The organism is Streptomyces sp. NPDC026417 (assembly GCF_055567695.1).
Window position 1 is genome coordinate 401,403 of record NZ_JBVHPY010000001.1, and the last position, 26,868, is coordinate 428,270.

Genomic DNA, 26,868 nt, shown 5'->3' on the forward strand with positions numbered 1-26,868 from the left:
TTGTTCGCCGTTCGGGGTGGGGGGGAGGGAAGTCAGGTGACAGGGGCAACGGGGGGGCCCGTGCGTTCGCGCTTTCCAATGCACGGTCTCGGGGGGGGGGGGGGGGCCCCCCCCCCCCCCCCCCCACTACCGGACCTACGAACCGACCTTGCGTTTGTTCCACACGTCGAAGCCGACCGCGGCCAGCAGCACCAGGCCCTTGATGACCTGCTGCCAGTCGCTGCCGACGCCGACGAGGTTCATTCCGTTGTTGAGCACGCCCAGGACGACGCCACCGATGATCGCGCCGAGGACCGTGCCCACACCGCCGCTCATCGACGCACCGCCGATGAACGACGCGGCGATCGCCTCGAGTTCGAAGTTCACGCCTGCCTTGGGGGAGGCCGCGTTGAAGCGGGCCGCGAAGACCAGGCCCGCCAGGGCCGCGAGCATGCCCATGTTGAGGAAGACCAGGAAGGTGACCTTCTTGTCCCGCACGCCGGACAGCTTGGCCGCGGGCAGGTTGCCGCCGATGGCGTACACATGGCGCCCGATGACGGCGTTGCGCATCACGTAGCCGAAGCCGACGACCAGGACGCCGAGGATGATCAGCACCACGGGGGCGCCCTTGTAGCTGGCCAGCATCATCGTGACGGTGAGGATCGCCGCGACCAGCGCCACCAGCTTCAACAGGAAGAGCTTGGCGGGCGGCACGTCGAGCGCGAACTCCTGCTGCCGCCTGCGGTCGCGGACCTCCTGGATCACCACGAAGGCGATCACGGCGAAACCGAGCAGCAGCGTGAGGTTGTGGTAGTTGGTGTCCGGTCCCACCTCGGGCAGGAAGCCGTTGGCGACCTTCTGCAGGCCGTCGGGGAACGGGCCGAGCGTCTGGCCCTCCAGGAAGATCTCCGTCAGGCCGCGGAAGAGCAGCATGCCGGCGAGGGTGACGATGAACGACGGTATCCCGAGATACGCGATGAAGAAGCCCTGTACGGCACCGGCGACCGCGCCCAGAGCCAGGCACAGCAGCACGGCGACCGGCCAGGCCACGTCGTGCTCGACCATCAGCACCGCCGCCACCGCGCCCACGAACGCCGTGAGCGAGCCGACCGACAGGTCGATGTGGCCGGCGATGATGACGAGCATCATGCCGATCGCGAGGATCAGGATGTAGCTGTTCTGCAGGACCAGGTTGGAGACGTTGCGCGGCAGCAGCAGGTCTCCGTCGGTCCACACCGCGAACAGGACGACGATCAGGCCGAGAGCGATCAGCATCCCGTACTGCCGCATGTTGCGGCGCATGCCGTCCGTGATCAGCTGCAACAGGCCGTCGCCCTGAGCCGGTCCGCCCTTGCCGGCGGGGGCCGGCGCGGGGCTCTTGGCGGTCACATTCGTGCTCATCCCTCTTACCTCTTGTCCTTCGTCATCTGGCGCATCAGCACTTCCTGCGTGGCCTCGGCCCGCGGTACCTCGCCGGTCAGCCGGCCGGCGGCCATCGTGTAGATGCGGTCGCACATGCCGAGCAGCTCCGGCAGCTCGGAGGAGATGAAGACGACCGCCTTGCCCTCGGCGGCCAGCTTGTCGATGACCGTGTAGATCTCGTACTTGGCGCCCACGTCGATGCCGCGGGTCGGCTCGTCCAGGATCAGCACGTCCGGGCCCGCGAAGATCCACTTGCTGAGGACGACCTTCTGCTGGTTGCCGCCGGACAGCTTGCCCACCGGCTCGAAGACGGTCGGCGCCTTGATGTTCATCGACGTGCGGAAGCCCTCGGCGACCTGCCGCTCCCCGTGCTCGTCGACCACACCGCGCCTGGCGACCTTGCCGAGCGCGCTGAGCGAGATGTTGCGGTTGATCGTGTCGATGAGGTTGAGGCCGTAGTGCTTGCGGTCCTCGGTCACGTACGCGATCCCGTGCTTCACCGCCTCGGGGACGGTCTTGGTCCGGATCTCCGCACCGTCCTTGAGGACCGTGCCGCCCGCGTACCGGCCGTAGGTGCGCCCGAAGACGCTCATCGCCAGCTCGGTGCGCCCGGCGCCCATCAGTCCCGCGATCCCGACGATCTCCCCGCGCCGCACGGAGATCGACACGTCGTCGACCACCTTGCGCTGCTGGTCGATCGGGTGGTGCACGGTCCAGTTGCGGATCTCCAGGGCCGGCGCCGCGCCCACCTCCGGCTGGTGCGGGGTGCGTTCCGGGAAGCGGTGGTCGAGGTCGCGTCCGACCATGCCGCTGATGATCCGGTCCTCGGTGGTCTCCGGGGCCTTCACGTCGAGCGTCTCGATGGACCGCCCGTCGCGCAGGATCGTCACCGAGTCCGCGACCGTCTCGATCTCGTTGAGCTTGTGCGAGATGATGATCGAGGTGATGCCCTCGTCCTTGAGACCCAGGATGAGGTCGAGGAGTTTGCCGCTGTCCTCGTCGTTCAGGGCCGCCGTCGGCTCGTCGAGGATCAGCAGCTTCACCTTCTTCGAGAGCGCCTTGGCGATCTCGACGAGCTGCTGCTTGCCCACGCCGATGTCGGCGACACGCGTGTCGGGGTGCTCGTCCAGTCCGACCCGCCGCAGCAGTTCGGTGGCGTGCCTCAGTGTCTCGGTCCAGCTGATGAACCCGCGGGTGGCGTGTTCGTTGCCGAGGAAGATGTTCTCCGCGATGGAGAGATACGGCACCAGTGCAAGCTCCTGGTGGATGATCACGATGCCCTGCTGCTCGCTCGCCCGGATGTCCTTGAACCGGCAGGGCTCCCCTTCGAAGAGGATCTCCCCGTCGTAGGTCCCGTGCGGATGGACGCCGGAGAGGACCTTCATCAAGGTCGACTTGCCGGCGCCGTTCTCCCCGCAGATGGCGTGGACCTCGCCCGGACGGACGCTCAGAGAGACGTCCGACAGCGCCTTGACGCCGGGAAAGGTCTTGACGATCGAGCGCATTTCCAGGACGGGTCCCGCCATGGTCGTGCCTACCAATCCTTGAGTCAGCGGCGGTTAGTTGAGGTCGCTTTCCTTGATGTAGCCGGAGTCGACGACGGTCTCCTTGTAGTTGGACTTGTCGACGTTGACCGGGTCGAGGAGGAAGGCGGGAACGACCTTCGCGCCGTTGTCGTAGGTCTTGGTGTCGTTGACCTCGGGCTTCTTGTCGTTGAGGACCGCGTCCACCATCTGCGCGGCGACCTCGGCAAGCTTGCGGGTGTCCTTGTAGACCGTCTGCGTCTGCTCACCGGCGATGATCGACTTCACCGAGGCGACCTCGGCGTCCTGGCCCGTGACGATCGGCAGCGGCTTGCTCTTGCTGCCGTAGTCGTCCGACTTGAGCGCGGACAGGATGCCGATCGAGATGCCGTCGTAGGGCGAGAGCACCGCGTCCACGCGCCCGCTCTTGTACGCCGAGGTCAGCAGGTCGTCCATGCGCTTCTGCGCGGTGCCGCCGTCCCAGCGCAGCGTGGTGACCTGGTTGAGCTTCGTCTGGCCTGACTTCACGACCAGCTGCTTCTTGTCGATGTACGGCTGGAGGGCGTTCATGGCGCCCTGGAAGAAGTACTTGGTGTTGTTGTCGTCGTTGGAGCCCGCGAACAGCTCGATGTTGAACGGGCCCTTCTTGCTCCCGTCCTTCAGCCCGAGCTTGTCGACGATGTAACCGCCCTGGAGCTCGCCGACCTTCTCGTTGTCGAACGAGGCGTAGTAGTCGACGTTCTTGCTGCCGAGGATGAGGCGGTCGTAGGAGATCACCGGGATGTCCGCGTCGGCCGCCTGCTGGAGCACGTTGTCCAGCGACTTGTTGTCGATCGCCGCGATGATCAGGGCGGAGACGCCCTGCGTGATCATGTTCTCGATCTGCGAGACCTGCGTGTCGGGGTCGTCCTCGCCGTAGACCAGCTTGGTCTTGTAGCCGGCCGACTTCAGGTTCTTCTCGACGTTGGCGCCGTCGGCTATCCAACGCTCCGAGGACTTGGTCGGCATCGCGATGCCGACGGTGGATCCCTTCGCGTCGTCCTTCTTGTCCTCGCTGCCGCCCTCGCTGTCCTGGCCGCAGGCGGAGAGGGTGAGGGCAAGGGAGGCGGCGGTGGCTACGGCGGCGAGCACTGCTCTGCGATTACGCATGATCATCTTCCTTGATGTCCGGGCGGGCTCGGTCTGTCGGTACGAAGCGGTGCGGGGATCGACCGAGAACAGGTGTGTGGGATTGTGTGCGGCTGCGTCGTCTTTTGTGAAGGGCTGAGTTCAGAACGTTACGACGGAGTTGCGAACCTCCGGAGGGTGCCCGGCAGCCGGGAGCCGAGCGGCGCCATGTCGCCGTCCGCCCCGTGCCGGGCGAGCAGGTCGAGGGCGAGCCGGCCGCGCCGCACCCGCTCCCGGGCGCTGTCCAGGGTGACGTCCCGCAGGTGGGCGCCGTACGGGTAGATCGCGGGTGCCTTGGACAGGCCGAACTTGAGGTAGAGCGGTGCCCCGCGGCGGATCAGCTCGGCGACCTCGTACATCCGCACATAGCCGCCGAGGTCGTCCGGCGCCTCGATGTACATGTCCATGGGCGCGGCCGACACCCGCCGGATCTCGGTGAGGTGATCGAGCGTCAGGTCGCTCGGCACGTTCACGGAGTCGGCGCCGAGGTGCTCGTACACGGCGTACGCCGCCGGGTTGACCGGACCGATCAGCGCCGAGACCTTCAGCGTGGTGTCGGCCGGGACGATGCCGGCCTCGCGGGCCCGGTGCAGCGTCCACAGCACGCCCTCGTCGGCCACGAGCAGGCACGTGACGCCCAGCTCCGTCGCCCGGACGGCGTCCTCGACGCAGCCGGCGACCGCGTCGTGGCCCCGGGCGCGCAGCCCGCCGCCGCGGGAGTCCGTGCGCACGGAGCCCCCGATGTCCCACGTGCCGCGCGGGCCGGTGAACAGGCAGAGTTCGATGTCGCGTTCGCCGGTGGACTCGACCATCTCGGTGATCTCGGCGTCCGTCAGCATCCAGACGCCGCTGCCCTGGCTGACCCGGTGGATCGGCACATCGAGCCGCGAGGACTCCTTCAGGACCACCGCGAGCGCCTCGGGCCCCTCGACGGACGGCACTTCGGTGCGCCAGCGGCCGCCCTCCGGGAAGGTGTGCGGCGAGGCGTCGGCGGGAGAGAGGGCGGGAGCGCCCATGCCGAGCGCGGCGAGGGCCTGCTCGCCGGGTCGGCGGGCTGCCGGGGAGGGGGCGTCGGTCACAAGCTGTCCTTCATGTTCGGTATCTCGGACGAGGTTCGTGTCGGTGGGTGTACGCCGGTACGGGGCGTCAGGATCGCCGTACCGGCGTACGGCTCAGGGGCGGAGCAGGACCTTGCCGACCTTCGGATCGCCGGACCCCACCAGCTCGATGGCCTGCGGGAACTCGGCGAGCGGCAGCTCGTGCGTGACCAGGGGCAGCGGGGTGAGCAGTCCGGCGCCGAAGACCCGCACCGTGTGCGCCCAGGCGTCCGGGGGCGCCCCGAACACGGTGTGCACCTCCAGCTGGCGCACGACCAGGTCGGTGGGGTCGAGTCCCTCGGCGCCCGGGGCCGGGATGCCCGTGAGGACCAGGCGTCCGCCGCGCCGGAGCAGGGAGGCTGCGGTACGCGCGGCGGACGCGGACCCGGCGGTCTCGATCACCACGTCGAAGTCGCCGGGCAGTTCCTGGTCCCTGGTGCGGAAGCCGGTGGCGCCGAAGTCCCGTGAGAGCGCCGCGCGGTCCCGGCGGGTGCCGACCACCAGCAGTTCCGCGGGCGAGCCCGCCGCGAGGAACTGCACCGCGAACATCCCGAGGGTGCCGGTGCCGACCACGGCCACCCGCTCGCCCGGCCGCGCGTTCGCCTTCAGCGCGGCGGCCGCGACGCAGGCGGCCGGCTCCAGCAGGGCGGCGGCCGTGAGGTCGGCGTCGTCGGGCAGGACGTGGAGCAGCCGGGCCGGGAGCGTCAGCGTCGGAGCCATCGCGCCGGGCCGGGTGAAGCCGGTCTCCTCGTACCCCGCGGTGCACAGGGTGGTCTCGCCCGCGTGGCAGCGGTCGCACACCTGGCAGTTGCGGAATCCCTCACCGACGACCTTGCGCCCGACGAGTTCCGGCAGGACCCCGTCCCCGACCGCCTCGACCGTCCCGGACCATTCGTGGCCCGGCGTCAGCGGGTAACGGACGTACCCCTCGGGCCGGTTGCCCTGGTACACCTCGCGGTCGCTGCCGCAGATGCCGACCGCGTGGACGCGGACCAGCGCCTCACCGGCGGCGGGCCGCACCGGCTCGTGCGGGGCGAGCCGGTGCTCGCCCGGCCCGTCGACGACGACCGCGGTGCTCACTGCGTCCCCTTCGGCCTGCGCTGCTCCCAGCCGTCCGCCCACAGGTCGAACCGGGCCTGCTGCTGCGGGAACTCGGCCGCCGCGTCGGTGTCCAGCTCGACACCGAGGCCCGGCTCGTGGGACAGCTCGAAGTAGCCGTCGACGACCTGCGGGGCGCCCTTCACGACCTTCTTGATCTCCGCGTCGGCGAAGTCGTTGAAGTGTTCCAGGATCTTGAAGTTCGGTGCGGTGAAGCCCACTTGGAGGCTGGCGGCGGTCAGCACCGGACCGCCCACGTTGTGCGGTGCGACCAGCATGTAGTGGGTCTCGGCGGTCGCGGCCAGCTTCCGGGTCTCCCAGATGCCGCCGATGTGGCCGACGTCGGGCTGGATGATGTCCACGGTCTGGTTCTCGAACAGCTCGCGGAACTCGATGCGGTCGTGGATGCGCTCACCGGTGGCGAGCGGGATGTCGACCTTGGCGGCGACCTTCTCCAGCGCCTTCAGGTTCTCCGGCGGGACCGGCTCCTCCAGCCAGGCAGGCTTGAAGGGCGCCAGTTCGTGGGCGAGCCGCACGGCGGTGGCGGGGGAGAACCGGCCGTGCATCTCCAGCATCAGCTCGGCGTCCGGGCCGATCGCGTCGCGCACGGCCTCGATGAGCGAGACGGCGTACAGGCTCTGCTCGTGGTCGAGCTCGAAGTGACCGGTCCCGAACGGGTCGATCTTCAGTGCCCGGTAGCCGCGCGCCACGACCTCCTGGGCGGCCTTGTGGTAGGCCTCGGGAGTGCGCTCGGTGGTGTACCAGCCGTTGGCGTAGGCCTTCACCTTGTCGGTGACCCTGCCGCCCAGCAGCTGCCACACCGGCACGCCGAGCGCCTTGCCCTTGATGTCCCAGCAGGCCGTCTCGATCACCGCGATGCCGGACATCACGATCTCGCCGGCCCGGCCGTAGTCGCCGTACTTCATGCGGCGCACGAGGTCCTCGACAGCGAACGGGTCCGAACCGAGAATGTGGTTGGCCTCGGCCTCCCTCAGGTAGCCCAGCAGCGCGTCGGTGTGGCCCAGCATCCGGGTCTCGCCGACTCCTGTGAGTCCCTCGTCGGTGTGCACCTGGACGTAGGTCAGGTTCCGCCACGGCGTCCCGACCACGTGCGTGCTGATTCCCGTGATGCGCACGGCAGTTGCCCCCTGTGCTCTTCGGTTCTGTTCGAAATTTCGTCACACGTTCGAAATGTTGGCGTGACAGTAAGGACGCGGCCCCGGAGGTGTCAATGGGTCGAACCGAACCACCGACGACGTAATTCGGCGGTATGTCGCGCTCGTCGCCCCCGCGGCACCGCCGGAACGGGGGACCGGGTGCCGGAACGCGCGGTTCCCTACACAACTTTCACAGCTGCCACTAGGAACGTGACCTGGGAGGAACCTAGTCTTCCGGCGTCATGGACTACTGCCAGCCGTGCCGAAGGCACCTCAACGGCGCCCTCGCCTGCCCGGGGTGCGGCACCCCGGCCGAAGCGTGCCGCGCGCACGCCGCCGACCCCGAGGGTCCCGCGCCGACGGACGACGTCGCCGAGCCGTACGAGGGTGACGCCGAGCGCCCCGGCCGGGCCGCCGTCCGCCGTCAGGGGCGGACCGCCGGGCGGGTCCGGAGCGAGGGCGGCGGCCGGTCGGGACGGCGCGACCGCAAGGCCGCCGCGCACCGGCGCCGGCGGCGCAGGACCCTGCTGGCCGGCGCCGGACTGCTGCTCGCCGCCGGTGGTCTGAGCCTCGCCGAACTCGGGGTGGAGGTGCCGGGAACCGCACCGAGCGCGGCGACGGCCGGTGACGAACGGGCCGACGGAGGCGCGAAGAGCGCCGGGGAGACGTCCGCGCCGGGTGGCACGGCCGACGGGATCGACGCCGCCGCCTCCACCTCGCCCGACGGCTCCGCGTCCCCGTCCGCGTCGAAGTCCGCCAAGGCCAAGAAGAAGAAGGACTCGGACCAGGAGACGGAGGGTCCGGAGCGGCCCGCGTCCACGGGCCCGCTCACCGGCGCCTCGCCCTCGGCCCCCGCCGCGACCGCGCCGGCCGGGACTCCCCAGGCCCCGTCCGCGGAGCCCACCTCGACGGCCCCCACGCCGGCCCCGAGCCCCACGAAGTCGTGCAGCCGCTTCCTGTGGTGGTGCACCTGACGGGACCCGCCGTGCCGCGTCGGCGGCACGTGCCGGACCCGGCTGCCGCACGTCCGGCGTCCGCTGCGGCCGGACCCGGCGCCGGGGCGGGCCTCCACGGCCGTCCGCCGCAAAACGGAGCCGGGGTCAGGCGTCCAGCATCCGCTGCAGGAGGTCCCGCAGGGCGAGCCGCTCCTCGTGGGAGAGTCCGGCCAGCGGCTCCCGGGCGAAGTCGAGGGAGTCGCGCAGGCTGCGGGCGATCCGGCGTCCTTCCTCCGTGGGGGCCGCGAGCTTGACGCGCCGGTCCGCCGGATCCGGGCGCCGCTCCACCAGCCCCCGCGCCTCCAGCCGGTCCACGATGCCCGTGACGTTCGACGGCTCGCACCGCAGCTTCTGGGCCAGCCGCCGCATCGGCAGCGGCTCCAGCGTCAGCAGGCCGAGCAGCCGTGCCTGAGCGCCCGTGAGCGCGTGCTCGGCGGCCGCCTCCTCGTACTCCTCGTGATAGCGGGCCACCACACTGCCGATGAGGTCGACGACCTCTAGCGTCAGGGAGTCGGGGCGGGTCTTCTGCGGGGACATGGGCTCCAGGCTACCCGGTTACTTGACATCCTGAAATATTCAGGAGCATGGTTGTTTCAGGTAATGAAACAAATGTGGCGCGAGAGCCGCTCCGCACCCCGTCAGGAAGGCGCCCCATGACCGACACGCCCCAGCTCCCCGCCGTCAGCCGTGAATGGCACCTGCTCAGCCGTCCGGTCGGCTGGCCCGAGCCCGGGGACTTCTCCCTGGTCGAGGCCGAGGTCCCGCAGCCGCGCGAGGGACAGGTCCTGGTGCGGAACAAGTACCTCTCCGTGGACCCGTACATGCGGGGCCGGATGAGCGCCGCCAAGTCCTACGTCGCGCCGTTCGAGCTGGGCAAGGTCATGCAGGGCGGTGCCGTCGGCGAGGTCGTCGCCTCGAACGCCGAGGGCATCTCCGTCGGCGACCACGTGCTGCACTTCCTCGGCTGGCGCGAGTACGCCGCCGTGAGCGCCGAGCAGGCCGTCAAGGTCGACCCCGACACCGCCCCGCTGAGCACCTACCTGGGCGTCCTCGGCATGACCGGCCTGACCGCGTACGCCGGTCTGCTGCGCACCGCCTCCTTCAAGGAGGGCGACTCCGTCTTCGTCTCGGGTGCGGCCGGCGCCGTCGGCAGCCAGGTGGGTCAGATCGCCCGGCTGAAGGGCGCCTCGCGGGTCGTCGGCTCGGCCGGCTCGGACGAGAAGGTCAAGCTGCTGGTGGACGAGTACGGCTTCGACGCCGCCTTCAACTACAAGAACGGCCCGGTCCGCGACCAGCTGCGCGACGCCGCCCCCGACGGCATCGACGTGTACTTCGACAACGTCGGCGGCGACCACCTGGAGGCGGCCATCGGCCGGCTCAACCGCGACGGCCGCATCGCCGTCTGCGGCATGATCTCGGTCTACAACGACACCGAGCCCGCGCCGGGCCCGCGCAACCTCGCCCGTCTCATCCAGACCCGCGGGCGCATCGAGGGCTTCCTCGTCGGCGACCACTACGACCTGCAGCCGCAGTTCGTCCAGGAGGTCGGCGCCTGGGTCCGCTCCGGTGAGCTCAAGTACCGCGAGACGGTCGTCGAGGGCATCGAGAACAACCTGGAGGCGTTCCTCGGCGTCCTGCGGGGCGACAACACCGGAAAGATGATCGTCAAGCTCTGATTCCGGTGACGGGCGGGCCCCGGGCACCCGGGGCCTGTCGCTGAACTTCCGACATGCGGTAACTTCTTTCCGAAGTCGTCGCGATCGTGGGCGCGAGTCGCGGCGGACCAAGGAGGAAGCACCGCATGTCCATCCAGCAGTCCGAGGTCCTGTACACCGCCGTCGCCACCGCCGAGGGCGGCCGTGACGGCCGCGTCGCCACCGACGACGGCAGGCTCGACGTCGTCGTCAACCCGCCCGAGGCGATGGGCGGCAGCGGCGCGGGCACCAACCCCGAGCAGCTCTTCGCCGCCGGGTACAGCGCCTGCTTCCAGGGCGCCCTCGGCGTCGTCGCCCGGCAGGAGAAGGCCGACATCACCGGCTCGACGGTCACCGCGAAGGTCGGCATAGGCAAGAACGACGACGGCTTCGGCCTCGTCGTCGAGATCTCCGCCGACCTCCCGAACGTGGATGCGGCCACCGCCGCGGGCCTCCTGGAGCGGGCCCACCAGGTCTGCCCGTACTCGAAGGCCACCCGGGGCAACATCACCGTGACGCTCGTCTGACGGCGCGCACCGCAACCGACGGAGGCCGCACCCCCGCGGGGGTGCGGCCTCCGTCGTGGCCGCGTCCTCAGGACACCGCCAGCAGCGCCCGCGCCACCTGCGGGAACAGCCCCTTGGGATGGGCGCGGAAGAGCGGCTCCGTACCGAAGAGCACCGTGTGCGGTCCGCTCACCACCGAGGCGTGGCCCGCGGCGGCCGCCGGACCGCCGGTACCGTCCTCGGACGGCCGCCAGTGTCCGGAGACGAGCGGATTCCCGGCGGCGTACGACTGCTCGACCCGCACCCCGGCCCCGAGACCGGTGAACCAGACGGGGGAGTACACGAAGCTGTCGCCGGGGGCGCCGCCGGTGACGGCACCGCCCGCGTTCACCACCCGCACCACGCCGTTGGCGTCCCAGTTGCCCTCGACCGGCTCGACGTCGAGCAGCCCGGCCGCCGCGTTGAGCGCCGCGCCAGCCGCTCCCCGGCCGACCATCCCCCCGTCGGCCAGGAACGCGTCCAGAGCCGTCCACGCCGCCGGGGTGAGGTCCGCGCGGTCGAGTCCCGAGGACACGAACAGGACGTCCGCGCGCGACCAGTCGAAGCCCGCGTCGAGGACGGCCGTCGACACCGGCACCACGTCGAAGTTCATCTCGCGCAGGGCGAACAGCTCGCCGGCCGTCACGGCCGCCGCGACCCGGACCCGGCGCAGCACGGCCTTGCCCGCGTCCCGGGTGGCGTCGAACTCCACGTCGTACTTCCGCGCGAGAACGGCCGCCCGCGCCCGGGCCGAGGACGGCACGATCGCGCTGCCGTCGTCCGCCCGGCGCACCACGACCCCGTCCTTCAGCAGTGCGTTGAGGGCCGCGATCTCCCGCGGATCGTCCAGACGCAGCCGCAGGTCGCCGCGCGGGGCGACGTACCCGGCCCGGCCGGCCGCGTGCACCGCGCGTACCGGCACGCCGGACAGCCCGCCACCGCGCACCGGCGTGACGTCGGCGCCCCACAGCCGGCCCAGGCTCCAGCCCGAGATGTCGTACATCGTCGACACCTTGCCGCTGATGTCCCTGCCGTCCGCCAGCAGCACGTTGGCCAGCCCCCGCTTCGGCTGGTGCAGGTCGACGACGTACGAGCCCTTCTCGTACGACCGGCCGGCGAGCCGGAACCCGCGGGTCGCCCGGGTCACCCGCACGTCGTTGGCGAGCAGGTGGTCGACCAGGCGGGCGGCGGCCGTGGCGGAACGCTGCCCGCGACCCGCCGGCACCACGTACGCGCGCGGGAAGTCGGTGGTGTAGACGTCCTCGGGGCCGATGCCCGGGACGCCCGGCACCGTGCCGGCGGACACCGGCACCTGGTCCGCGCCCGCGGCACCCCGCCGGAAGACCTCGATCTGGTCGGCGATCAGAGACGTCCGGTGTTCCCGCGCGTAGTCGAGGGTGGCACGCATCGCCGCGCCCGCGACGTCCACGTTGACCGCGGAGCGCCGCCGCAGCTCGCTCTGCGGGAACTCGTCGTAGGCGTCGTTGTTCACCCGCAGCGGGATCTCGACCGTGTGCGCCGCGACCGTGCCGTGGAAGGGCAGGTACTGGGGGGTGAAGATCGGCGGCCAGTCGTCCCAGCCCTCCTGCTGGTCCCGGAACGGGATGACCGCGGGGTACACCTGGTCCTTCTCCGGTGTGTAGCCCAGGCCGTTGACGGCGGCCTCCATGCCCAGCGCGTTGGCGTAGGTGTTCTTGAGGAACAGGTCGTACTCGTAGTTCTCGCCGTGCGGCGGGGTCGTCGGCTCGATGAGCGTGCCGTTGACGTATCCGTGCAGGTCGAGCATGACCGCGGGCTGCTTGTCGATCGCGATCTGCCGGATCGCCCGGGTCTCGGGCTGCGAGGCGGTGACGAGGTCCCGGTTCAGGTCGAAGCCGCCGGCGTTGGCGCGGGTGCCCGCGATACGGCCGTCCGGGTTCGCGGTGATGTTGAAGTAGACGCGGCTGTGGGCGAGGAGGTCCGTGGTCCGGGCGTCCCGCGCGGTGGCGAGGCGCTCGATCAGCTTCAGGGAGGCGTCCGTTCCCTCCCACTCGTTGCCGTGGATGTTGCTGTTGAAGAAGACGGGGGTCTTGTACGTCCTCTTCAGCTCCGGGTCACGGGCCGCCGTCCGCGGGGCGTTCTCGATGAGCTCGCGCATCCGTTCCTGGGCGCGCGCCCGGCGGGCCGACTCCGGTGCGGTGACGGTGACCAGATAGAGCCGCCGGCCGCCGGCCGAGCGGCCCGCGACCTCCACGCTCACCCGGTCGCCCAGGCGCTGCAGCGCGTTCAGCCTCGGGGCGATGCCGTGGTACGGGGTCAGCCCGAGCTTCAGGGACTTGTCCGCGGGGTCCACCGGATCCGGGGTGAGGACCTGCTCGCGGGGGTAGCCGCGGGAGCTGTCGGCGAGGCCGGTGACGGGCGCGGTGAGGGCCTGCCGGGCCGTGTTCGCGGGAGCCTGCGCGGCGCGGTCGGGGGCGACGGCGCCCTCCCGGACCGGTGGCCTGCGGTCGGCGGTGGCACTGTGCGGGGCGAGCAGGAGTGAACCCGCCGCGGTGACGGTGGCGGTGACGACCAGGACAGGTCTCGACGAACGCACCCGTACCTCCTCTGGGATTCCATCAGCGGTACGGCGAGGTCTACCGGTTCGACTCCCGTGCAACAAGGGGGCGTTGGCGTCACGGACGCCCCCGACGCGTACTCCCGGTGGGCCGCGGAGGGCGGGGAAACCTCCCGTCGGACCCCGGCGGAGGGCCGGGTAAAGTCTCGGTCATGGGTGATCTCGGGGCGGGCTTCAACTACTTGGTGCAGGGCCAGCGATGGGTGGCCAAGCACGGGAAACAGTACGGATTCGGCCTGCTCCCGGGCCTGATCACCCTGGTGCTGTACGCGGCGGCCCTCACCGCGCTCGCCCTGTGGGGCACCGACGTCGCCGCTTGGGCCACCCCGTTCGCGGACGACTGGTCCAGCCCCTGGCAGGGCCTGTTCCGCGGCTTCCTCACCGTCGTCCTCTTCGCCCTCGCCCTGGCGCTCTCCGTTCTCACCTTCACGGCGGTCACCCTCCTGATCGGCCAGCCCTTCTACGAGTCCCTGTCGGAGAAGGTCGACCGGGACGTCTCCCCGGACGGCACGGCCCCCGAGTCGGGTCTGCCGCTCTGGCGCGAGCTGTGGATCTCGGCCCGGGACAGCCTGCGGATCCTGGTCCGGGCCCTGGTGTGGGGGGTCCTGCTCTTCGCCCTCGGCTTCGTCCCGGTCGCCGGCCAGACCGCGGTACCGGTGATCGGCTTCTTCGTCACCGGGTTCTTCCTCACCGAGGAGCTCACCGGCGTGGCTCTGCAGCGCCGCCGCGTCGAACTGCGCGCCCGTCTCGCCCTGCTCCGCTCCCGCAAGACCCTGGTCTGGGGCTTCGGCACCCCGCTCGCCGTCGCCTTCGTGGTCCCGTTCGTCGCCGTCTTCCTGATGCCGGGTGCCGTCGCGGGTGCCACGCTCATGGCCCGCGATCTGCTGGGCGAGACCTCCGGGGACCCCGGCGACGACGAGGACGCCGACGCCGGTCACGCGCCCGCCGGCAGCGGGCACCCGGGCTTCCCGCGAGCGGGGGACGAGGGCGCCCCCTCCTGACGGAGGCACGCGCCCCGTCCCCGTCACCTCACCGTGAGCCGGTCCCCTCGGCGGCGGCCTTCAGGATCGCGCGGACCTGGGCGATGATGTCCAGCCGGTTGCGCACGAAACCGGGGTCGGTGACCGTCCCCGTCGCCGGGTCCGTGTTGCCGGTGCCGAACTCCAGCACCGGCGTGTGCACATGGCCGCCCGGCAGCGCGGAGTGCAGTCCGAGCCGGTCGCGCAGCAGCGTCGCGCGGTAGGCGATCTCGTTGGACAGGTAGTCGCCGCCCCCGCCGGCGCGGGCCGTGGATCCGGGCGTCGGGCCGTCCGGGCGGACCACCGGCTCCGTGCCGCCTGCCGGTATCTCCGTCACCGAGGTGTTGTCGTACACCGGGAAGCGCCCGGTTCCCGCGCTCACGATCGCCCGGTACGGCAGCGTCGTCGTCGTCCACTGCGGCTGCGAGGCCGGGTCGTCGACCGGCACGGGGCCGGTGCGGGAGAGGTTCTCGTTGTCGGGGAATCCGCCCCGCCAGGCCCCGTTGGTCCGCTCCACGTCGAACCGGCCGACCCGGCCCTGGCTGACCGTCGTGAACAGGTCCACCCGGCCGAGCTGCGGGCGCAGCGTCCGTTCCACCGTGCCCCGGGCGAAGTCCTCCCAGCGCACGGGGAAGACGGCCGTCTCCACGCGGGCCGGACCGTCCGCGGTCTCGATCGTCGTCCCGTCGAGGGCGAGCGCGCTCGCGCCCGAGGGGTTGGAGATCCGGATGTCGCGGTCCAGCGTGAACGGGTCGAACCCGGTGAGCAGGATCCGCTTGACCCCCTTGCCGGCCGGGAAGCCGATGCTGTCCTGGCCGCGCGAGGTCTCCTCCAACGTGGCCAGCAGCGACCGGCGTTGGGAGTCCGAGAGAGCGAACCGCGGTTCCCACGAGCGGACCTCCCGCGTCATGCCGAGTCGCGCCCAGTACAGCGGCCGGTCGTCGTCCCGGCTCAGGTCGCCCCCCGCGGGGCCGCGGCCCTGGGCCCGGGCCACCGCCCGCCGCCACAGCCGCGCGCCCTGTCCGGCGACGACGCGCTCGGCCTGCGCGTAGGAGCGCGCCGTGCCGAGTGCCCGGCCGAACCGCGGTGCCACGGCGTCGAATCCGGACCGCCGCAGGATCTCCTGGGGCACCGCCCGGTCGAGCCGCTGCTCCTCCACGGATGCGACCTCGGCCGCCGTCGCGGTGGGCGCGGCCGCGAGCCCCGCCACCAGGGCCAGTCCGAGGACACCGGTACGAACGCGTGCATGCATCAAGGGAGTTCGGGCCTTCCGTCGCCGTGGGGTGCTGCGGACGGGCGCAGTATCGCGTGACGCGGGGGGCGTACGCCATGGTGCGTGGCGCGTGCGGCCAGGGGGTGTCCTGTGGATCGCCGCGGACCCGAGGGGATCCGCACGACACCCCTAGGTGGGGATCCGGTCCGCCGCCTCCCGCAGCGCGACGAGGAACGCCCGTACCGCCGGGGACGGGGACCGCCCGCGTGCCGTCGCCGCGTACACCGCCCGCGCGGGTGCCCCCTCGTCGCGTACGGGCAGCAGCGCGACGTCCGGACGGACTGCTCCGGCGGCGAGTGCCGGGACCAGCGTCACCCCGAGGCCCGCGGCGACGTACCCCTGCTTCGCGGTCCACTCGGCCACGACGTGTGCGACGCGCGGACGGAAGCCGTGGCGCAGAGCCGCGTCCAGCAGGGTCCCCTCGGGGCGGGGACTGCCGGAGATCCAGTCGGCGTCGGCGAGTTGGGGCAGCCGCACGAAGGGTTCGGCGGCGAGCGGGTGGCCGGCGGGCACGGCGACGTACAGCGACTCGTCGAGCAGGTGGTGCAGGGTGGGACCGTCCAGGGCCGCCCGGCCGGTCGTCGAGACGATCGCGAGGTCGAGGTGGCCGGAGCCCAGCCGCTCCACGAGGGCGGGCGTGAGCCCTTCCTCGCGGGTCAGCCGCACTCCCGGGTGACGGGCCCGGAAGGCGGCGATCGCCTGCGGGACGAGAGCCGCGTCGGCGGTGGCGAAGGCGCCCACGCGCAGGCGTCCGCCCGTGACCTCGCGCAGCGCCGCCAACTCCCGTCCCGCGCCGTGCAGGCGGGCGAGCACCGCCTCGGCGTGCGGCACCAGGACCCGCCCGGCCTCCGTCAGCCGGACGCCCCGGGGCAGCCGGTCGAAGAGCGGGTCCCCGCCCAGGGCCGCCTCCAGCGAGGCGATCTGCCGCGACACCGCGGACTGCGTCCAGCCGAGCGTCCGCCCGGCCACCGTGAACGAGCCGTGCCGGGCGACGTCGAGGAACACCCGGAGCCAACTCGTCGACAGGTCGGGAGGTTCGGCGCCGACGGTGCCCGTCCCCGCGCCCCCGGTGCCCGCCGTCGCGCGTGCGTCGTCATGCGATTTCTGCATGGCTGTGATGCTAGACATTCGCTTGTCGCATCGGCCGGCCGCCCCTAGCGTCGGACGCATGGAGAAGATCGGCCCGGCAGGTCCGGGAAGACCCGGAACAGAGACGACCGCGTTCCTCGGACTCGGTCACATGGGCGCCGCGATGGCGCGCCGACTCGTCGGCACACAGCACCCGTTGACGGTGTGGAACCGCACCCCCGCCCGGGCGGAGCCCCTGGCCCGTGCGGGGGCCGCGGTCGCCGCCTCACCGGCCGGGGCGGTGCGGGACGCGGACGTCGTGATCACGATGCTCGCGGGTCCGGCCGCGCTCCGGGCCGTCGCCGACGCCGTGGTTCCCGCACTGCGCCCCGGCACGCACTGGGTGGAGATGTCCACCGTGGGACCCGGCGAGGTGCGGGAGCTGGCCGGTCGCCTCCCTCCGGGCGTGGTCCTCGTGGACGCACCGGTGATGGGCAGCACGGACAAGGCCGCCGCCGGGGAGCTGGGCATCCTCGCGGGCGGCGACGCGGCGGGCGTCGAACACGTCCTGGCCCGGCTCGGCCGGGTCACCCCCACCGGCGCGTCCGGCTCCGGTGCCGCGCTCAAGCTGGTCCTCAACGCGGCCGCGCTGGGCGGTGTCGCCCTGGTCGCCGAGGCCATGGCGCTGGCGGACGCGCTCGGACTCGACGAGGACACCGCCCGTACCGCCCTCGCCGGCGGCCCGCTCGGCGGCGCGGTGGGCCGCGCCCACGCCCGGGGAGTGCACTTCGGCACCTCGCTGGCCGCGAAGGACCTCGGGCTGGCCGCCACGGCCGCCCGGCTGCCCGCCATGGAGGCGGCCCGGGCGCACTACGAGCGCGCCGCCGCCGACCCCGCCGTCGCCGGTGCGGACATCGCGCGGGCCGCCGCCCGCATCCGCAGCTCCGTCCGGCCCCCGACCAACCGGAGGAAGCACATGCAGATCACCCTGGACAGCCCGGCGTCCGCGCCGCAGCCGGCCAACTCCTACTACTCGCAGGTCGCCCGCGTCGAACTCCCCGGTGGAGGAGCGCTGTTGTACCTGTCCGGACAGGTCGCCGACGGCGCGGACGTCGCCGCCCAGAGCCGCGGTGTCTTCGAGACGCTCCGGGCCCTGCTGGCGGCGCACGGCGCGGACCTCTCCGACATCATCAACATCCGCACGTATCTGACGGACATCGACCGGCTCCACGAATACGGCGCCGTCCGGCGGGAGTTCCTCACCGGTACCGCGCCCACCAGCATGACCTTCGAGGCGTCCCGCCTCTTCACACCGGACGCCCTCGTCGAGGTCGAGGCCGTCGCGGCGGTCGGGCCCCGCCCGCGGACCTGAGGACGCCCAGAGCGCCCGGGTGCAGGATGGAGGCGCCGAGGACGTCGACGAGGAGGACCGCCGTGACGCGAGCAGCAGCGGACAACCCGGCCCGGAGGGCGGCCGACCAGGCCCGCGAGGCGGTCGTCGAGGCGGCACTGCGCAGGTTGGACCTCGACGCGAAGACGCGGCTGCTGTCCGGGCGGGACATGTGGTCGCTGCCGGCCCTCCCCGGGATCGGGCTGGCGTCCCTGGTCATGTCCGACGGCCCGGTCGGTGTCCGCGGCGTCCGCTGGAGCGCCGCCGACCCGTCCGTCGCGCTCCCCTCCCCGACCGCGCTCGCCGCCACCTGGGACCCCGGCCTCGCCTTTCGCGCGGGTGTCCTGCTCGCCCAGGAGGCCCGCCGGAAACACGTCCACGTGCTGCTCGCGCCCACGGTCAACCTGCAGCGCTCCCCGCTCGGCGGGCGCCACTTCGAGGCCTACAGCGAGGACCCGTTGCTGACCGGCCGGATCGGCGCGGCCTACGTGAACGGCGTCCAGTCCGGCGGCGTCGCCACCACGGTCAAGCACTTCGTCGCCAACGACGCCGAGACCGAACGCTTCACCGTGGACAACCGGATCTCCGAACGGGCCCTGCGCGAGCTCTACCTGGCCCCCTTCGAGGCCATCGTCGAGGACGCCCGCCCCTGGGGTGTCATGACCGCCTACAACGCGGTCAACGGCACCACGATGACCGAGCACCGCCACCTGGTGAACGAGGTGCTGCGCGGCGAATGGGGCTTCGACGGGGTCAACGTCTCCGACTGGATGGCCGCCCGCTCCACCGTCGCCGCCGTGGAAGGCGGCCTCGACGTCGCCATGCCGGGCCCGCGGACCGTGTACGGCGAGGCGCTCGCCGAGGCGGTACGGGACGGCCGGACCGCGGAGTCGGTGGTCGACGACGCCGTGCGCAACGTCCTCAGGCTCGCCGCCCGGGTCGGCGCCCTGGCGGGTGCCGAGCCGGTCGTGGCCGAACCACCGCCCACCGTCGACGGCGAGGCGCTGGCCCGGGAGATCGCCCGCCGCTCCTTCGTGCTGGTACGCAACGAGGGCGCCCTTCCGCTGCCCCCGGGCCGGCGGGTCGCCCTCGTCGGCGCCGCCGCCCGGGACGCCCGGATCCTCGGCGGCGGCTCCGCCACCGTCTTCCCCGCCCGTGTGGTCTCGCCGCTCGACGGCCTCACCGCGGCCCTCCCCGAGGGCCGTCTGACGTACGCCGTCGGCGCCGACCCCAGCGAGGAACTCGCCGTCGCCGAGCGGGGCTTCGACCTGCGGGCGGTCTGCCGCGACGCGCACGGCACCGTCATCGGGACCGGCGCCGCGCCGAACGGCCAGGTCAAATGGATGGGTGAGGACCTGCCCGAGGGCGTCACCCACGACACCCTGCACAGTGTCGAACTGACCGGCACCTTCACCCCGCGCGAGAGCGGCCCGCACACCTTCGGCACCACGGGCCTCGGCGCGTTCACCCTCAGCGTCGGCGACGAGGTGCGCTACGACGGCGTGGAGAGCGCGCCCAAGAACGACCCGTTCCTGTCGTTCTTCGGCGCCCCCGTCGAGCGCGCCCGGGTGGACCTCACCGCGGGGCGGACCTACGCCGTGTCGCTCCGCCACCGGGTCGCCTCTCCCGAGCACGTCCCCATGAAGGTCGTGGGCTTCGCACTCGCCCACCGGGAACCGCGGCGCGACCCCGACGAACTGATCGCCGAGGCCGTCGAGGCGGCCCGCGCCGCCGACACCGCCGTCGTCGTGGTCGCCACCACCGACCGCGTGGAGTCGGAGGGGTTCGACCGCGCGGACCTCCGGCTGCCCGGCCGCCAGGACGACCTCGTGCGCGCCGTCGCCGCCGCCAACCCGCGCACCGTCGTCGTCGTGAACTCCGGGTCCCCGGTGGAGCTTCCCTGGCGCGAGGAGGTCGCCGCCGTACTGCTCGGCTGGTTCCCGGGCCAGGAGGGCGGCGCCGCCCTCGCCGACGTCCTCACCGGTGCCCACGAGCCGGGCGGCCGGCTCCCCACCACCTGGGGTTCCCTCGACGACGCCCCGGTCACCCGGGTCACCCCCACGGACGGCGAACTCCGCTACGCGGAAGGCGTGTTCATCGGCTACCGGGCCTGGGAGAAGGAGGGCAGGACCCCGTCGTACGCCTTCGGGCACGGCCTCGGCTACACCGAGTGGACGTACGAGTCGGTGGAGGTGGCCGGGAGGACCGCCACCGTCCGGCTGCGCAACTCCGGTGAGCGCACCGGACGCGAGGTCGTCCAGGTGTACCTGGCCCCGGTGGAGCCCGACCCCGGACGGCCCGTTCGCGGGCTGGCCGGCTTCGCGAGCGTGGCGGCGGATCCCGGCGAGAGCGTCGAGGCCGTCGTCGAGCTCCCGCGCCGCGCCTTCGAGGTCTGGGACGAGGCCGCCGGTTCGTGGCGGTGTGTGAAGGGTTCGTACGAGGTTCAGGCAGGCCGTTCCCTTGCCGACCTCCGGGTGCGCACGATCGTCGAGGCGTGAGCGCGGCACGCCCCCTCCAGCAGCCCCGGCCCGGACCTGACACCGGGCCGGGGCTCGCCGCACACCGGTCGCCCGTGGCGCCGGGGACCGTGAAGCGCCGGTGAAAACCCTGTGGAAGCGGTGTCGGTGCGGCCGCTTATGCTGCACCGGACGATCACGCGGGACCAGGGGAGGGCGCAGCATGTTCGGCAGGTTGTTCGGCAGGGAGGCGGAGAGACCGGCGGCGGATCCGCACGCGCTCCCGGCCCCGCGCAGGCAGAAGAACGGCACGTACACGCTGCACGCGCTCGGGGACACGCGGGTGCTCGCCCTGGTGCAGGCGGCGGGCGCGGGCGACTGGGAGGCCCTGAAGGCCGCCCTGGCCCCCTTCGACCTCGGGCGCGACTACCGCGTCCTCGGGGAACTGGCCGAGGTGGCCGGAGTGCAGGACTGGATCGGCCGGGCCGCCGAGGAGGACAAGGAGCACCGGGCGACCGCGCTGCTGATATCCGGGGCGCGCCACATCGCCTGGGGCTGGGAGGCGCGCACCAGCGACCTCGCCGTGAACGTCACCCAGCAGCAGTGGCGGGTCTTCCACGAGCGGCTGCACATCGCCGAGGAGCACCTGCTGGAGGCCGCCGAGCTGCGGCCGGACTGGATCACGCCCTGGCGCCGCCTGCTCACCTCCGGCCGCGGGATGTCGCTGGGCAGCGCCGTCAACGAGGCCCGGCGCGACGCCGCCCTGCGCCGGGACCCGCTGGACCCGGAGACCCACGTCGAGTGGGTGTCGCAGTTGCAGCCCCGCTGGGGCGGCGAGCCGGGCCAGGCCCTGGCCTTCGCCCGCGAGGCGCTCGCCCGAGCCCCGCAGGGGCACCGCCTCGGCTGTGTGATCGCCGTCGCCCACATCGAGGAGTGGGTCGAGTCGGACCGCGCCGACTGCCTCGAAACCCCGCAGATCCAGGCCGAGTTGCGGGCCGCGGCCGACCACAGCATCCTCCATCCGGACCATGTGCGCCGGCCGGGCTGGCAGCACGACTTCAACCAGTTCGCCATGGCCCTGTCGCTCGCCGACGAGCGACACACCGTCCGGCGGGTCTTCCAGGCCCTCGACGGCGCGTACACCGAGTGGCCCTGGTCCTACCTCGCGGATCCCGAGAAGCGGTTCGCCCGCCACCACCGCCGCGCCTGAGCCCCCGGCGGCCGGGGTCCGCCCCGCCACCGCGCTCCGGAGCACGCCTGTCCCGGTCCGCCCGGTCCCGCCGTGCCGGGGGACACGAAGGCCCCGCCCTCGCCGTCCCGCCCCGGCCCCGCCTTCGCCGTCCCCCGCCGTGCCACGCATCCCCGGTCCACCCCTCCTTCCCGTGCCCGCGCGCACGGCCCCCGGTCCCGCCCGCACCCGCCGCGCCCACGCGCACACCGGATCCGGGGCCCGCCCGCACTCCCGCCCCTCCCACACCGGACTGCCCGATGACTCTGCCCGACACCGCCGCGAACCCGGCCGGCGCCGACCGCACCTTCCAGGTGGATCTGCGCGGCCTCGTCGACCTCCTCTCCCACCACCTGTACTCCAGCCCCCGCGTCTACCTGCGCGAACTCCTGCAGAACGCGGTGGACGCGCTGACGGCGCGGCACCGCCTCGAACCGTCCGCGGACGCCGGAGCCTTCGGCATCCGCCTCCACGCCGACGGCTCGGCGGTCCGCGTCGAGGACGACGGCGTCGGTCTCACCGAGGCCGACGTGCACACCTTCCTCGCCACCATCGGCCGCAGCAGCAAGCGCGCGGACCGGATCGCCGAACAGCGCGGCGACTTCATCGGCCAGTTCGGCATCGGCCTGCTCTCCTGCTTCCTGGTCGCGGACGAGATCCACGTCCTCAGCCGCTCCGCCCGGACCCCCGACGCCCCCGCCGTCGAATGGCGGGGACGCGGCGACGGCAGCTACACCGTGCGCACCCTGCCCGCCTCCGCCCGCCCCCGGCCCGGCACCACCGTCACGCTGACGCCGCGCGCCGACGCGGGCGAGTGGACCCGGCCGCCGCAGGTGCAGGCGCTGGCCCGGCACTTCGGCTCCCTGCTGCGCCACCCGGTGACCTTCGAGGACGGCACGGGCGGCCCGCCCGCACCGGTCAACCCCGAGCCCGCGCCCTGGGCGCGTACGCACCCCACGCCGGGCGCCCGGTCCCGCGCCCTGGCCGCCTACGGCGAGGAGGTCTTCGGGTTCACCCCCCTCGACACCATCGAGCTGGACCTGCCGGCCGTGGGCCTGAAGGGCATCGCCTGCGTGCTGCCCGAGGCGGTGCCCGCCGGACGCCGCCACGGCCACCGCGTGCACGTCAAGGGGATGCTGCTGTCCGAACAGGCCGAGGAGATCCTGCCCGACTGGGCGTTCTTCGTCCGCTGCGTCGTCGACGCCGAGAGCCTGCGCCCGACCGCGTCCCGTGAGTCGCTGTACGAGGACGACACCCTCGCCGCCGTCCGCGACGCGCTCGCCGAGCGGCTGCGCGCCTGGATCGCCCGGGCCGCCGCCAGCGACCCGGACCTGCTCGCCCGCTTCCTCCAGGTCCACCACCTGGCGGTGAAGTCGCTCGCGGTGCACGACGACGAGATCCTGCGGATGCTGCTGCCCTGGCTGCCGTTCGAGACCACCGACGGCCACGCCACCCTCGACGAGTTCGCGCGCACCCACCGCACCGTGCTCGTGACGTCGAGCGTGGAGGAGTTCCGGCAGGTCGCCGCGATCGCCTCGGCGGCCGGGCTCGGCGTCGTCAACGGCGGCTACACCTACGACCGCGAACTGGTCCACCGGCTCCCGGAGATCAGGGCCGAGGTCACCGTCGCCGACCTCGACCCGGCGACCCTCACCGCCCATCTCGACCCCGTCGACCGGGAGACGGAACTGGCGGCCGCCGCCTACCTCGCCCAGGCGCGTGACGCCCTGGCCGTCTTCGACTGCGACGTCGCGCTGCGCTCCTTCCAGCCCGCCTCCGCCCCCGCCCTCCTCGTCGACAGCCGCGAGGCCCGGCACGAGCGCACCCGCTCCCAGCTCGCCCGCGAGCAGGAGGGCGGCCTGTGGGGCGACATCCTCGGTGCCCTGCGCCAGGAGGCCCCGCGCGCCCAGCTGATCCTCAACCAGCTCAACCCGCTGGTCCGCACCGCCGTGACCATCGGCGAGCCCGAGCTGGCCCGCACCAGCGCCGAAGCCCTCTACGGGCAGGCCGCGATGCTGTCCCGGCGCCCCCTCAGGCCCGCCGAGTCCAGCCTCATCAACCGCTCCTTCCTCGACCTCCTCGCCCACGCCCTCCGCAAGGACAGCTGACGATGCCCACCGCACCCCTTCCTCAGAACACCGACGAGCTGTACCAGGCGCTCCAGGAGAACGACCGGCGCCCCTACGGCCGCACCCGCACCGTCACCGCCGAGGAACTCGTCGAGGCCGCCGAGCAGTTCGAAGAGCCCCTCCCGCTCATCCGGGCGCTCCTGGAGCTGCAGGAGGCGTACACCTACGGCTCGGAACCGAGGAAGTCGCCCGTCGTCTTCGCCCGCCTGCTCACCCTTTTCGACGAGCAGCCCGACGTCTTCGACGAGCGCCTGCGCCACCTGCTGTTCTGGCGGTTCAAGTGGGTGGCCAACGCCCTGCGCGCGCTGCCCGAGATACCGCTGAGCAGCCTGCGCCAGTGGCTGACGGAGATGCGCGACCGCTACGAGAAGGCCGGTCTCGAACTCCAGCCCTACTACGGACAGGCGTACCAGCTCGCCGCGCACACCGGCGAGGACACCACCCTCGCCTACGAGCTGTGGGCGGCCCGCGCCCGCTCCCGGCTCAGCGACTGCGAGGCCTGCGAGATCTGCGAACGCGCCCGCCACCACCTCGCCGCGGGCGACGACGAACGCGCGCTGCGGATCTGGGAGCCCGTCCTGGCCGGGAAGGAGTCCTGCCAGGAGGAGCCCGCCCGCTCCGTCTCGTACGCCCTGCTGCCCCTCCTGCGCACCGGCCGCACCGACCGGGCCGTCGCACTGCATGTCGCCGGCTACCGCAGCTGTCGCCGCAACCCCTCGATGTCCGGCGAGGTCGGCCGGCACCTGGAGTTCTGCGCCCTCACCGGCAACGAGGCACGCGGTCTGGAACTGCTCGCCGAGAACCGGAGCCTGTTCGACGAGGTGGACTCGCCGATCGACCTGCTGGACTTCCTCACCGGCGTCGAGGTCCTCCTCCGGCGCGTCGAACTCCTCGGCCACGGCGGACTGCCCGCCGCCGGATACGCGGGCCGCACCTGGACGGTGAGCGGCCTGCGCACGGAAGTACGGGGCCGCGCCGACGACCTCGCCGCCCGCTTCGACGCCCGCAACGGAACCGCCGCCCACACCGACCGCCGCAGGGCCCGCCTGGACCGCGCCCCGCTGCTGGACGCACTGGAACTGACCCTGCGCACCCGCAGCCTCGACGAGGTGGCCGCCCCGGTCGCCGTCGCCGCCCCCGCCACCCGCACCGACGCCGTTCCCGAGTCGCTGTCCGAACTCGTCCTGCGGGCCAGGGCCCTGGACGAGCAGGGGCACCCGGACGCACGGGCCTGCTGGGCACGGCTGCGCACGCTCGTGGCGGCCCGCGACTACACCCACCCCGACGACCCCGCGGTGGGCCCGCCGGCGCGGTTGCGCGCCGACCTGCTGGCCGACGAGGCGGACCGGGCGGGCGACCGGGACGACACCGCCACCGCCGTCGCCCTCAACGAGGAGGCCGCGGGCCTGTACGACGACGCCGGGGAGCCGGGCCACGCGGCGCTCGCCCGTGCCTGCGCGCTGCTCGCCGCCGCCGACGTGCCCGCCGAGGGCGAGGACGGAGCCGCGGCCAAGGTCACGGCGCTGACCGCCGCCCACGCGTCCGTGGTCCGCCTGCACGAGGAGACGCCGGATCTCACCCCCGGCCAGGAGGCCCGCCTGCTCAGGCTGCGGGCCACCGCGCTCGGCCTGCGGCTGCAGACGTCGGGGGACGAGGAGCACGTCGCACCGGTCCTGGCCGAGGTGGACCTGCTGGAGGAGTTCGCCACCCGGCACGACGTCGTCGGGCAGATCTCCGGCGCCCGGCTGCTACGGGCCGGCACGCACGCCCTCGCCGGCGACCTGCCCGCCGCACTCACGGAGACCGACGCCCTCCTCGACCGGCTGAGAGGGCAGGGTCCCGCCTGGCACGTGCCCCGCACGCTCGGTCTGCGCGGCCGCCTCCGGCTCGGCCGCCAGGACGTGGAGGGGGCGCACGCGGACCTGGCCGAGGGCGTACGCCTGGCCGCCGACTGGCCGGCCGAGGTGGTCGGCACCGCCCGCCTCCACGCCGACCTGGCCGAGGTCTGCATGCACCTGGGGCGCCCCGACGAGGCGCTGCGGCACCTCACGCGCGCGGCGGAGCTGGACCTGCGCTGCGGCAGCCGGACGGACGCCTTCTGCGCGTACAGCAACGCGGCCCAGCTCAGCCTCGACCTGGGCCGCGTCGAGGACTGCATCGCGCTGCTCGACTCCCTGCTCGCCGAACCGGATGTCGCCTCGGGGGAGTTGGACGACCGGCTGGTCGCCCAGCTGCGCCTGACCCGCGCCCGTGCGCTGCACGCCGGGGAGGACCTCAAGGCCGCCACCGCGGAACTCGTCGCGCTCGCCGCCGAGTCGGCGGGCTGGGGCGACGACCCGGGAAGCCACGCCATGATCGCCGCGGAGACGGCCGTACTCCTCGGTGAGTCGGGTGAGTTCGGCCGGGCCCGCGAGGCCGTGGACCAGGCGCTCGCCGCCCACGCCCGGGACTCGCGGCACGAGCAGCTCAGCAACTGCCTGCGCGAACTCGCCCGCCAACAGGCCCAGCAGCAGGGCCCGGACGGCCTGGCCGGTGCCCTCGCCCTCCTCGCCGACGCCGGCCGGATCGCCGACGAGGCCCGCGCCGTCGGGATCGAGGCAAACGGCCGCTCCCTGGACAGTGCGCTGGCCTACGAGTACGGGCGGGTCAACGCCTACGCGGGCGAGTACGAGGACGCCCTGGCCGCCCTGGAGCGGGCGCTGGCCCTGCTCGGCGAGCCGGGACCCGAGGAGGAGCCGGCCGGCGAGTGGGCCGAGTGCGTCCGTCTCGCGGGCGCCGTGGAGGGCATCTACCTGGAGCGGACCGCTCCCGCCCTCGCCCGCCTCGACGCGGCCGTCTCCCGGCTGACCGCGCTGGGGCACACCGCCGAGTGCGAGCCGCTGACCGCCCTGGCGGCCCGGCTGCGCGACGAGGAGTGAGACGGGTGCGGGGGGGGGGGGGGGGGGGGGGGGGGGGGGGGGGGGGGGGGGGGGGGGGGGGGGGGGGGGAAAGCACTCGAGGCGCCTCTCACCTCTCTAGACCGCCCCCCCCCC

19 protein-coding genes are annotated in these 26,868 nt (G+C 73.0%); 9 read left to right on the forward strand and 10 right to left on the reverse strand.

Annotated features, from left to right (window positions below; genetic code table 11):
* Window positions 1-135: 135 nt before the first annotated feature.
* From mmsB to ACZ4NT_RS01705, 6 genes are all read right to left on the reverse strand, one after another.
* Window positions 136-1,380, reverse strand: a complete 1,245-nt coding sequence (gene mmsB / locus ACZ4NT_RS01680; RefSeq protein WP_121403217.1) for a multiple monosaccharide ABC transporter permease — start codon at window positions 1,378-1,380, stop codon at window positions 136-138.
* Between the two features lie 5 nt (window positions 1,381-1,385).
* On the reverse strand, window positions 1,386-2,927 hold the full coding sequence (gene mmsA / locus ACZ4NT_RS01685; RefSeq protein ID WP_121403218.1) for a multiple monosaccharide ABC transporter ATP-binding protein: 1,542 nt from the start codon (window positions 2,925-2,927) through the stop codon (window positions 1,386-1,388).
* Between the two features lie 33 nt (window positions 2,928-2,960).
* Window positions 2,961-4,073 carry a multiple monosaccharide ABC transporter substrate-binding protein gene (gene chvE, locus ACZ4NT_RS01690; protein ID WP_183116859.1) on the reverse strand — a complete coding sequence of 371 codons (1,113 nt, stop codon included), beginning with the start codon at window positions 4,071-4,073 and terminating at the stop codon, window positions 2,961-2,963.
* A gap of 128 nt (window positions 4,074-4,201) precedes the next feature.
* A complete protein-coding gene (locus tag ACZ4NT_RS01695) occupies window positions 4,202-5,170 on the reverse strand; it encodes a hypothetical protein (RefSeq protein ID WP_467722660.1) in 969 nt (322 codons plus the stop codon).
* 93 nt (window positions 5,171-5,263) lie between these two features.
* On the reverse strand, window positions 5,264-6,268 hold the full coding sequence (locus tag ACZ4NT_RS01700; protein ID WP_121403221.1) for an alcohol dehydrogenase catalytic domain-containing protein: 1,005 nt from the start codon (window positions 6,266-6,268) through the stop codon (window positions 5,264-5,266).
* Window positions 6,265-7,422 (reverse strand): mandelate racemase/muconate lactonizing enzyme family protein, encoded by a 1,158-nt coding sequence (locus ACZ4NT_RS01705; RefSeq protein ID WP_121403222.1) that lies wholly within the window; start codon window positions 7,420-7,422, stop codon window positions 6,265-6,267. Before ACZ4NT_RS01705 ends, ACZ4NT_RS01700 begins: the two co-directional genes overlap by 4 nt.
* A 263-nt stretch (window positions 7,423-7,685) precedes the next feature.
* On the opposite strand from ACZ4NT_RS01705, the gene ACZ4NT_RS01710 reads away from it, so the two are divergent.
* The gene (locus tag ACZ4NT_RS01710) at window positions 7,686-8,417 is read left to right on the forward strand and encodes an SCO2400 family protein (protein ID WP_467722663.1); all 732 of its coding nucleotides are present in this window, start codon (window positions 7,686-7,688) and stop codon (window positions 8,415-8,417) included.
* Between the two features lie 126 nt (window positions 8,418-8,543).
* Here ACZ4NT_RS01710 and ACZ4NT_RS01715 read toward each other — a convergent pair whose 3' ends face one another.
* Window positions 8,544-8,975, reverse strand: coding sequence for a MarR family transcriptional regulator (locus ACZ4NT_RS01715; RefSeq protein ID WP_121403224.1), 432 nt, complete (start codon window positions 8,973-8,975; stop codon window positions 8,544-8,546).
* Window positions 8,976-9,091: 116 nt separating this feature from the next.
* Between ACZ4NT_RS01715 and ACZ4NT_RS01720 the strand changes: the two genes are divergently transcribed.
* Together ACZ4NT_RS01720 and ACZ4NT_RS01725 are read left to right on the forward strand one after the other, a co-directional pair.
* Window positions 9,092-10,114 (forward strand): NADP-dependent oxidoreductase, encoded by a 1,023-nt coding sequence (locus ACZ4NT_RS01720; RefSeq protein ID WP_467722665.1) that lies wholly within the window; start codon window positions 9,092-9,094, stop codon window positions 10,112-10,114.
* Between the two features lie 125 nt (window positions 10,115-10,239).
* A complete protein-coding gene (locus ACZ4NT_RS01725) occupies window positions 10,240-10,659 on the forward strand; it encodes an organic hydroperoxide resistance protein (RefSeq protein ID WP_121403226.1) in 420 nt (139 codons plus the stop codon).
* A 67-nt stretch (window positions 10,660-10,726) separates the two neighbouring features.
* On the opposite strand, the gene ACZ4NT_RS01730 is transcribed toward ACZ4NT_RS01725, so the two are convergent.
* A complete protein-coding gene (locus ACZ4NT_RS01730; protein ID WP_467722667.1) occupies window positions 10,727-13,252 on the reverse strand; it encodes a M14 family zinc carboxypeptidase in 2,526 nt (841 codons plus the stop codon).
* 173 nt (window positions 13,253-13,425) lie between these two features.
* Here ACZ4NT_RS01730 and ACZ4NT_RS01735 point away from each other — a divergent pair, with 173 nt between their 5' ends.
* Window positions 13,426-14,274, forward strand: coding sequence for an EI24 domain-containing protein (locus ACZ4NT_RS01735; RefSeq protein ID WP_467722669.1), 849 nt, complete (start codon window positions 13,426-13,428; stop codon window positions 14,272-14,274).
* Window positions 14,275-14,302: 28 nt separating this feature from the next.
* Here ACZ4NT_RS01735 and ACZ4NT_RS01740 read toward each other — a convergent pair whose 3' ends face one another.
* Window positions 14,303-15,544, reverse strand: coding sequence for a pyroglutamyl-peptidase I (locus tag ACZ4NT_RS01740; protein ID WP_467722671.1), 1,242 nt, complete (start codon window positions 15,542-15,544; stop codon window positions 14,303-14,305).
* A 150-nt stretch (window positions 15,545-15,694) separates the two neighbouring features.
* Window positions 15,695-16,591, reverse strand: a complete 897-nt coding sequence (locus tag ACZ4NT_RS01745) for a LysR family transcriptional regulator (protein ID WP_467722888.1) — start codon at window positions 16,589-16,591, stop codon at window positions 15,695-15,697.
* A 142-nt stretch (window positions 16,592-16,733) separates the two neighbouring features.
* On the opposite strand from ACZ4NT_RS01745, the gene ACZ4NT_RS01750 reads away from it, so the two are divergent.
* From ACZ4NT_RS01750 to ACZ4NT_RS01770, 5 genes are all read left to right on the forward strand, one after another.
* Window positions 16,734-18,005: an NAD(P)-binding domain-containing protein gene (locus tag ACZ4NT_RS01750; protein WP_467722673.1), complete on the forward strand. Its 1,272-nt coding sequence runs from the start codon at window positions 16,734-16,736 to the stop codon at window positions 18,003-18,005.
* A 62-nt stretch (window positions 18,006-18,067) separates the two neighbouring features.
* Entirely contained in the window at window positions 18,068-20,521 is a 2,454-nt protein-coding gene (locus ACZ4NT_RS01755; protein ID WP_467722675.1) for a beta-glucosidase H, read from the forward strand.
* 181 nt (window positions 20,522-20,702) lie between these two features.
* The gene (locus ACZ4NT_RS01760) at window positions 20,703-21,689 is read left to right on the forward strand and encodes a hypothetical protein (protein ID WP_467722677.1); all 987 of its coding nucleotides are present in this window, start codon (window positions 20,703-20,705) and stop codon (window positions 21,687-21,689) included.
* 278 nt (window positions 21,690-21,967) lie between these two features.
* Entirely contained in the window at window positions 21,968-23,815 is a 1,848-nt protein-coding gene (locus tag ACZ4NT_RS01765; RefSeq protein ID WP_467722679.1) for an HSP90 family protein, read from the forward strand.
* Between the two features lie 2 nt (window positions 23,816-23,817).
* Window positions 23,818-26,754, forward strand: a complete 2,937-nt coding sequence (locus ACZ4NT_RS01770) for a hypothetical protein (RefSeq protein ID WP_467722681.1) — start codon at window positions 23,818-23,820, stop codon at window positions 26,752-26,754.
* Window positions 26,755-26,868 lie beyond the last annotated feature (114 nt).

Coding starts and splice junctions, on each gene's coding strand:
- mmsA (WP_121403218.1), bottom strand. CDS start 2,927: ATGGCGGGACCCGTCCTGGAAATGCGCTCGATCGTCAAGACCTTTCCC.
- ACZ4NT_RS01750 (WP_467722673.1), top strand. CDS start 16,734: ATGGAGAAGATCGGCCCGGCAGGTCCGGGAAGACCCGGAACAGAGACG.
- ACZ4NT_RS01720 (WP_467722665.1), top strand. CDS start 9,092: ATGACCGACACGCCCCAGCTCCCCGCCGTCAGCCGTGAATGGCACCTG.
- ACZ4NT_RS01740 (WP_467722671.1), bottom strand. CDS start 15,544: ATGCATGCACGCGTTCGTACCGGTGTCCTCGGACTGGCCCTGGTGGCG.
- ACZ4NT_RS01770 (WP_467722681.1), top strand. CDS start 23,818: ATGCCCACCGCACCCCTTCCTCAGAACACCGACGAGCTGTACCAGGCG.
- chvE (WP_183116859.1), bottom strand. CDS start 4,073: ATGCGTAATCGCAGAGCAGTGCTCGCCGCCGTAGCCACCGCCGCCTCC.
- ACZ4NT_RS01760 (WP_467722677.1), top strand. CDS start 20,703: ATGTTCGGCAGGTTGTTCGGCAGGGAGGCGGAGAGACCGGCGGCGGAT.
- ACZ4NT_RS01765 (WP_467722679.1), top strand. CDS start 21,968: ATGACTCTGCCCGACACCGCCGCGAACCCGGCCGGCGCCGACCGCACC.
- ACZ4NT_RS01725 (WP_121403226.1), top strand. CDS start 10,240: ATGTCCATCCAGCAGTCCGAGGTCCTGTACACCGCCGTCGCCACCGCC.
- mmsB (WP_121403217.1), bottom strand. CDS start 1,380: ATGAGCACGAATGTGACCGCCAAGAGCCCCGCGCCGGCCCCCGCCGGC.
- ACZ4NT_RS01715 (WP_121403224.1), bottom strand. CDS start 8,975: ATGTCCCCGCAGAAGACCCGCCCCGACTCCCTGACGCTAGAGGTCGTC.
- ACZ4NT_RS01735 (WP_467722669.1), top strand. CDS start 13,426: ATGGGTGATCTCGGGGCGGGCTTCAACTACTTGGTGCAGGGCCAGCGA.
- ACZ4NT_RS01710 (WP_467722663.1), top strand. CDS start 7,686: ATGGACTACTGCCAGCCGTGCCGAAGGCACCTCAACGGCGCCCTCGCC.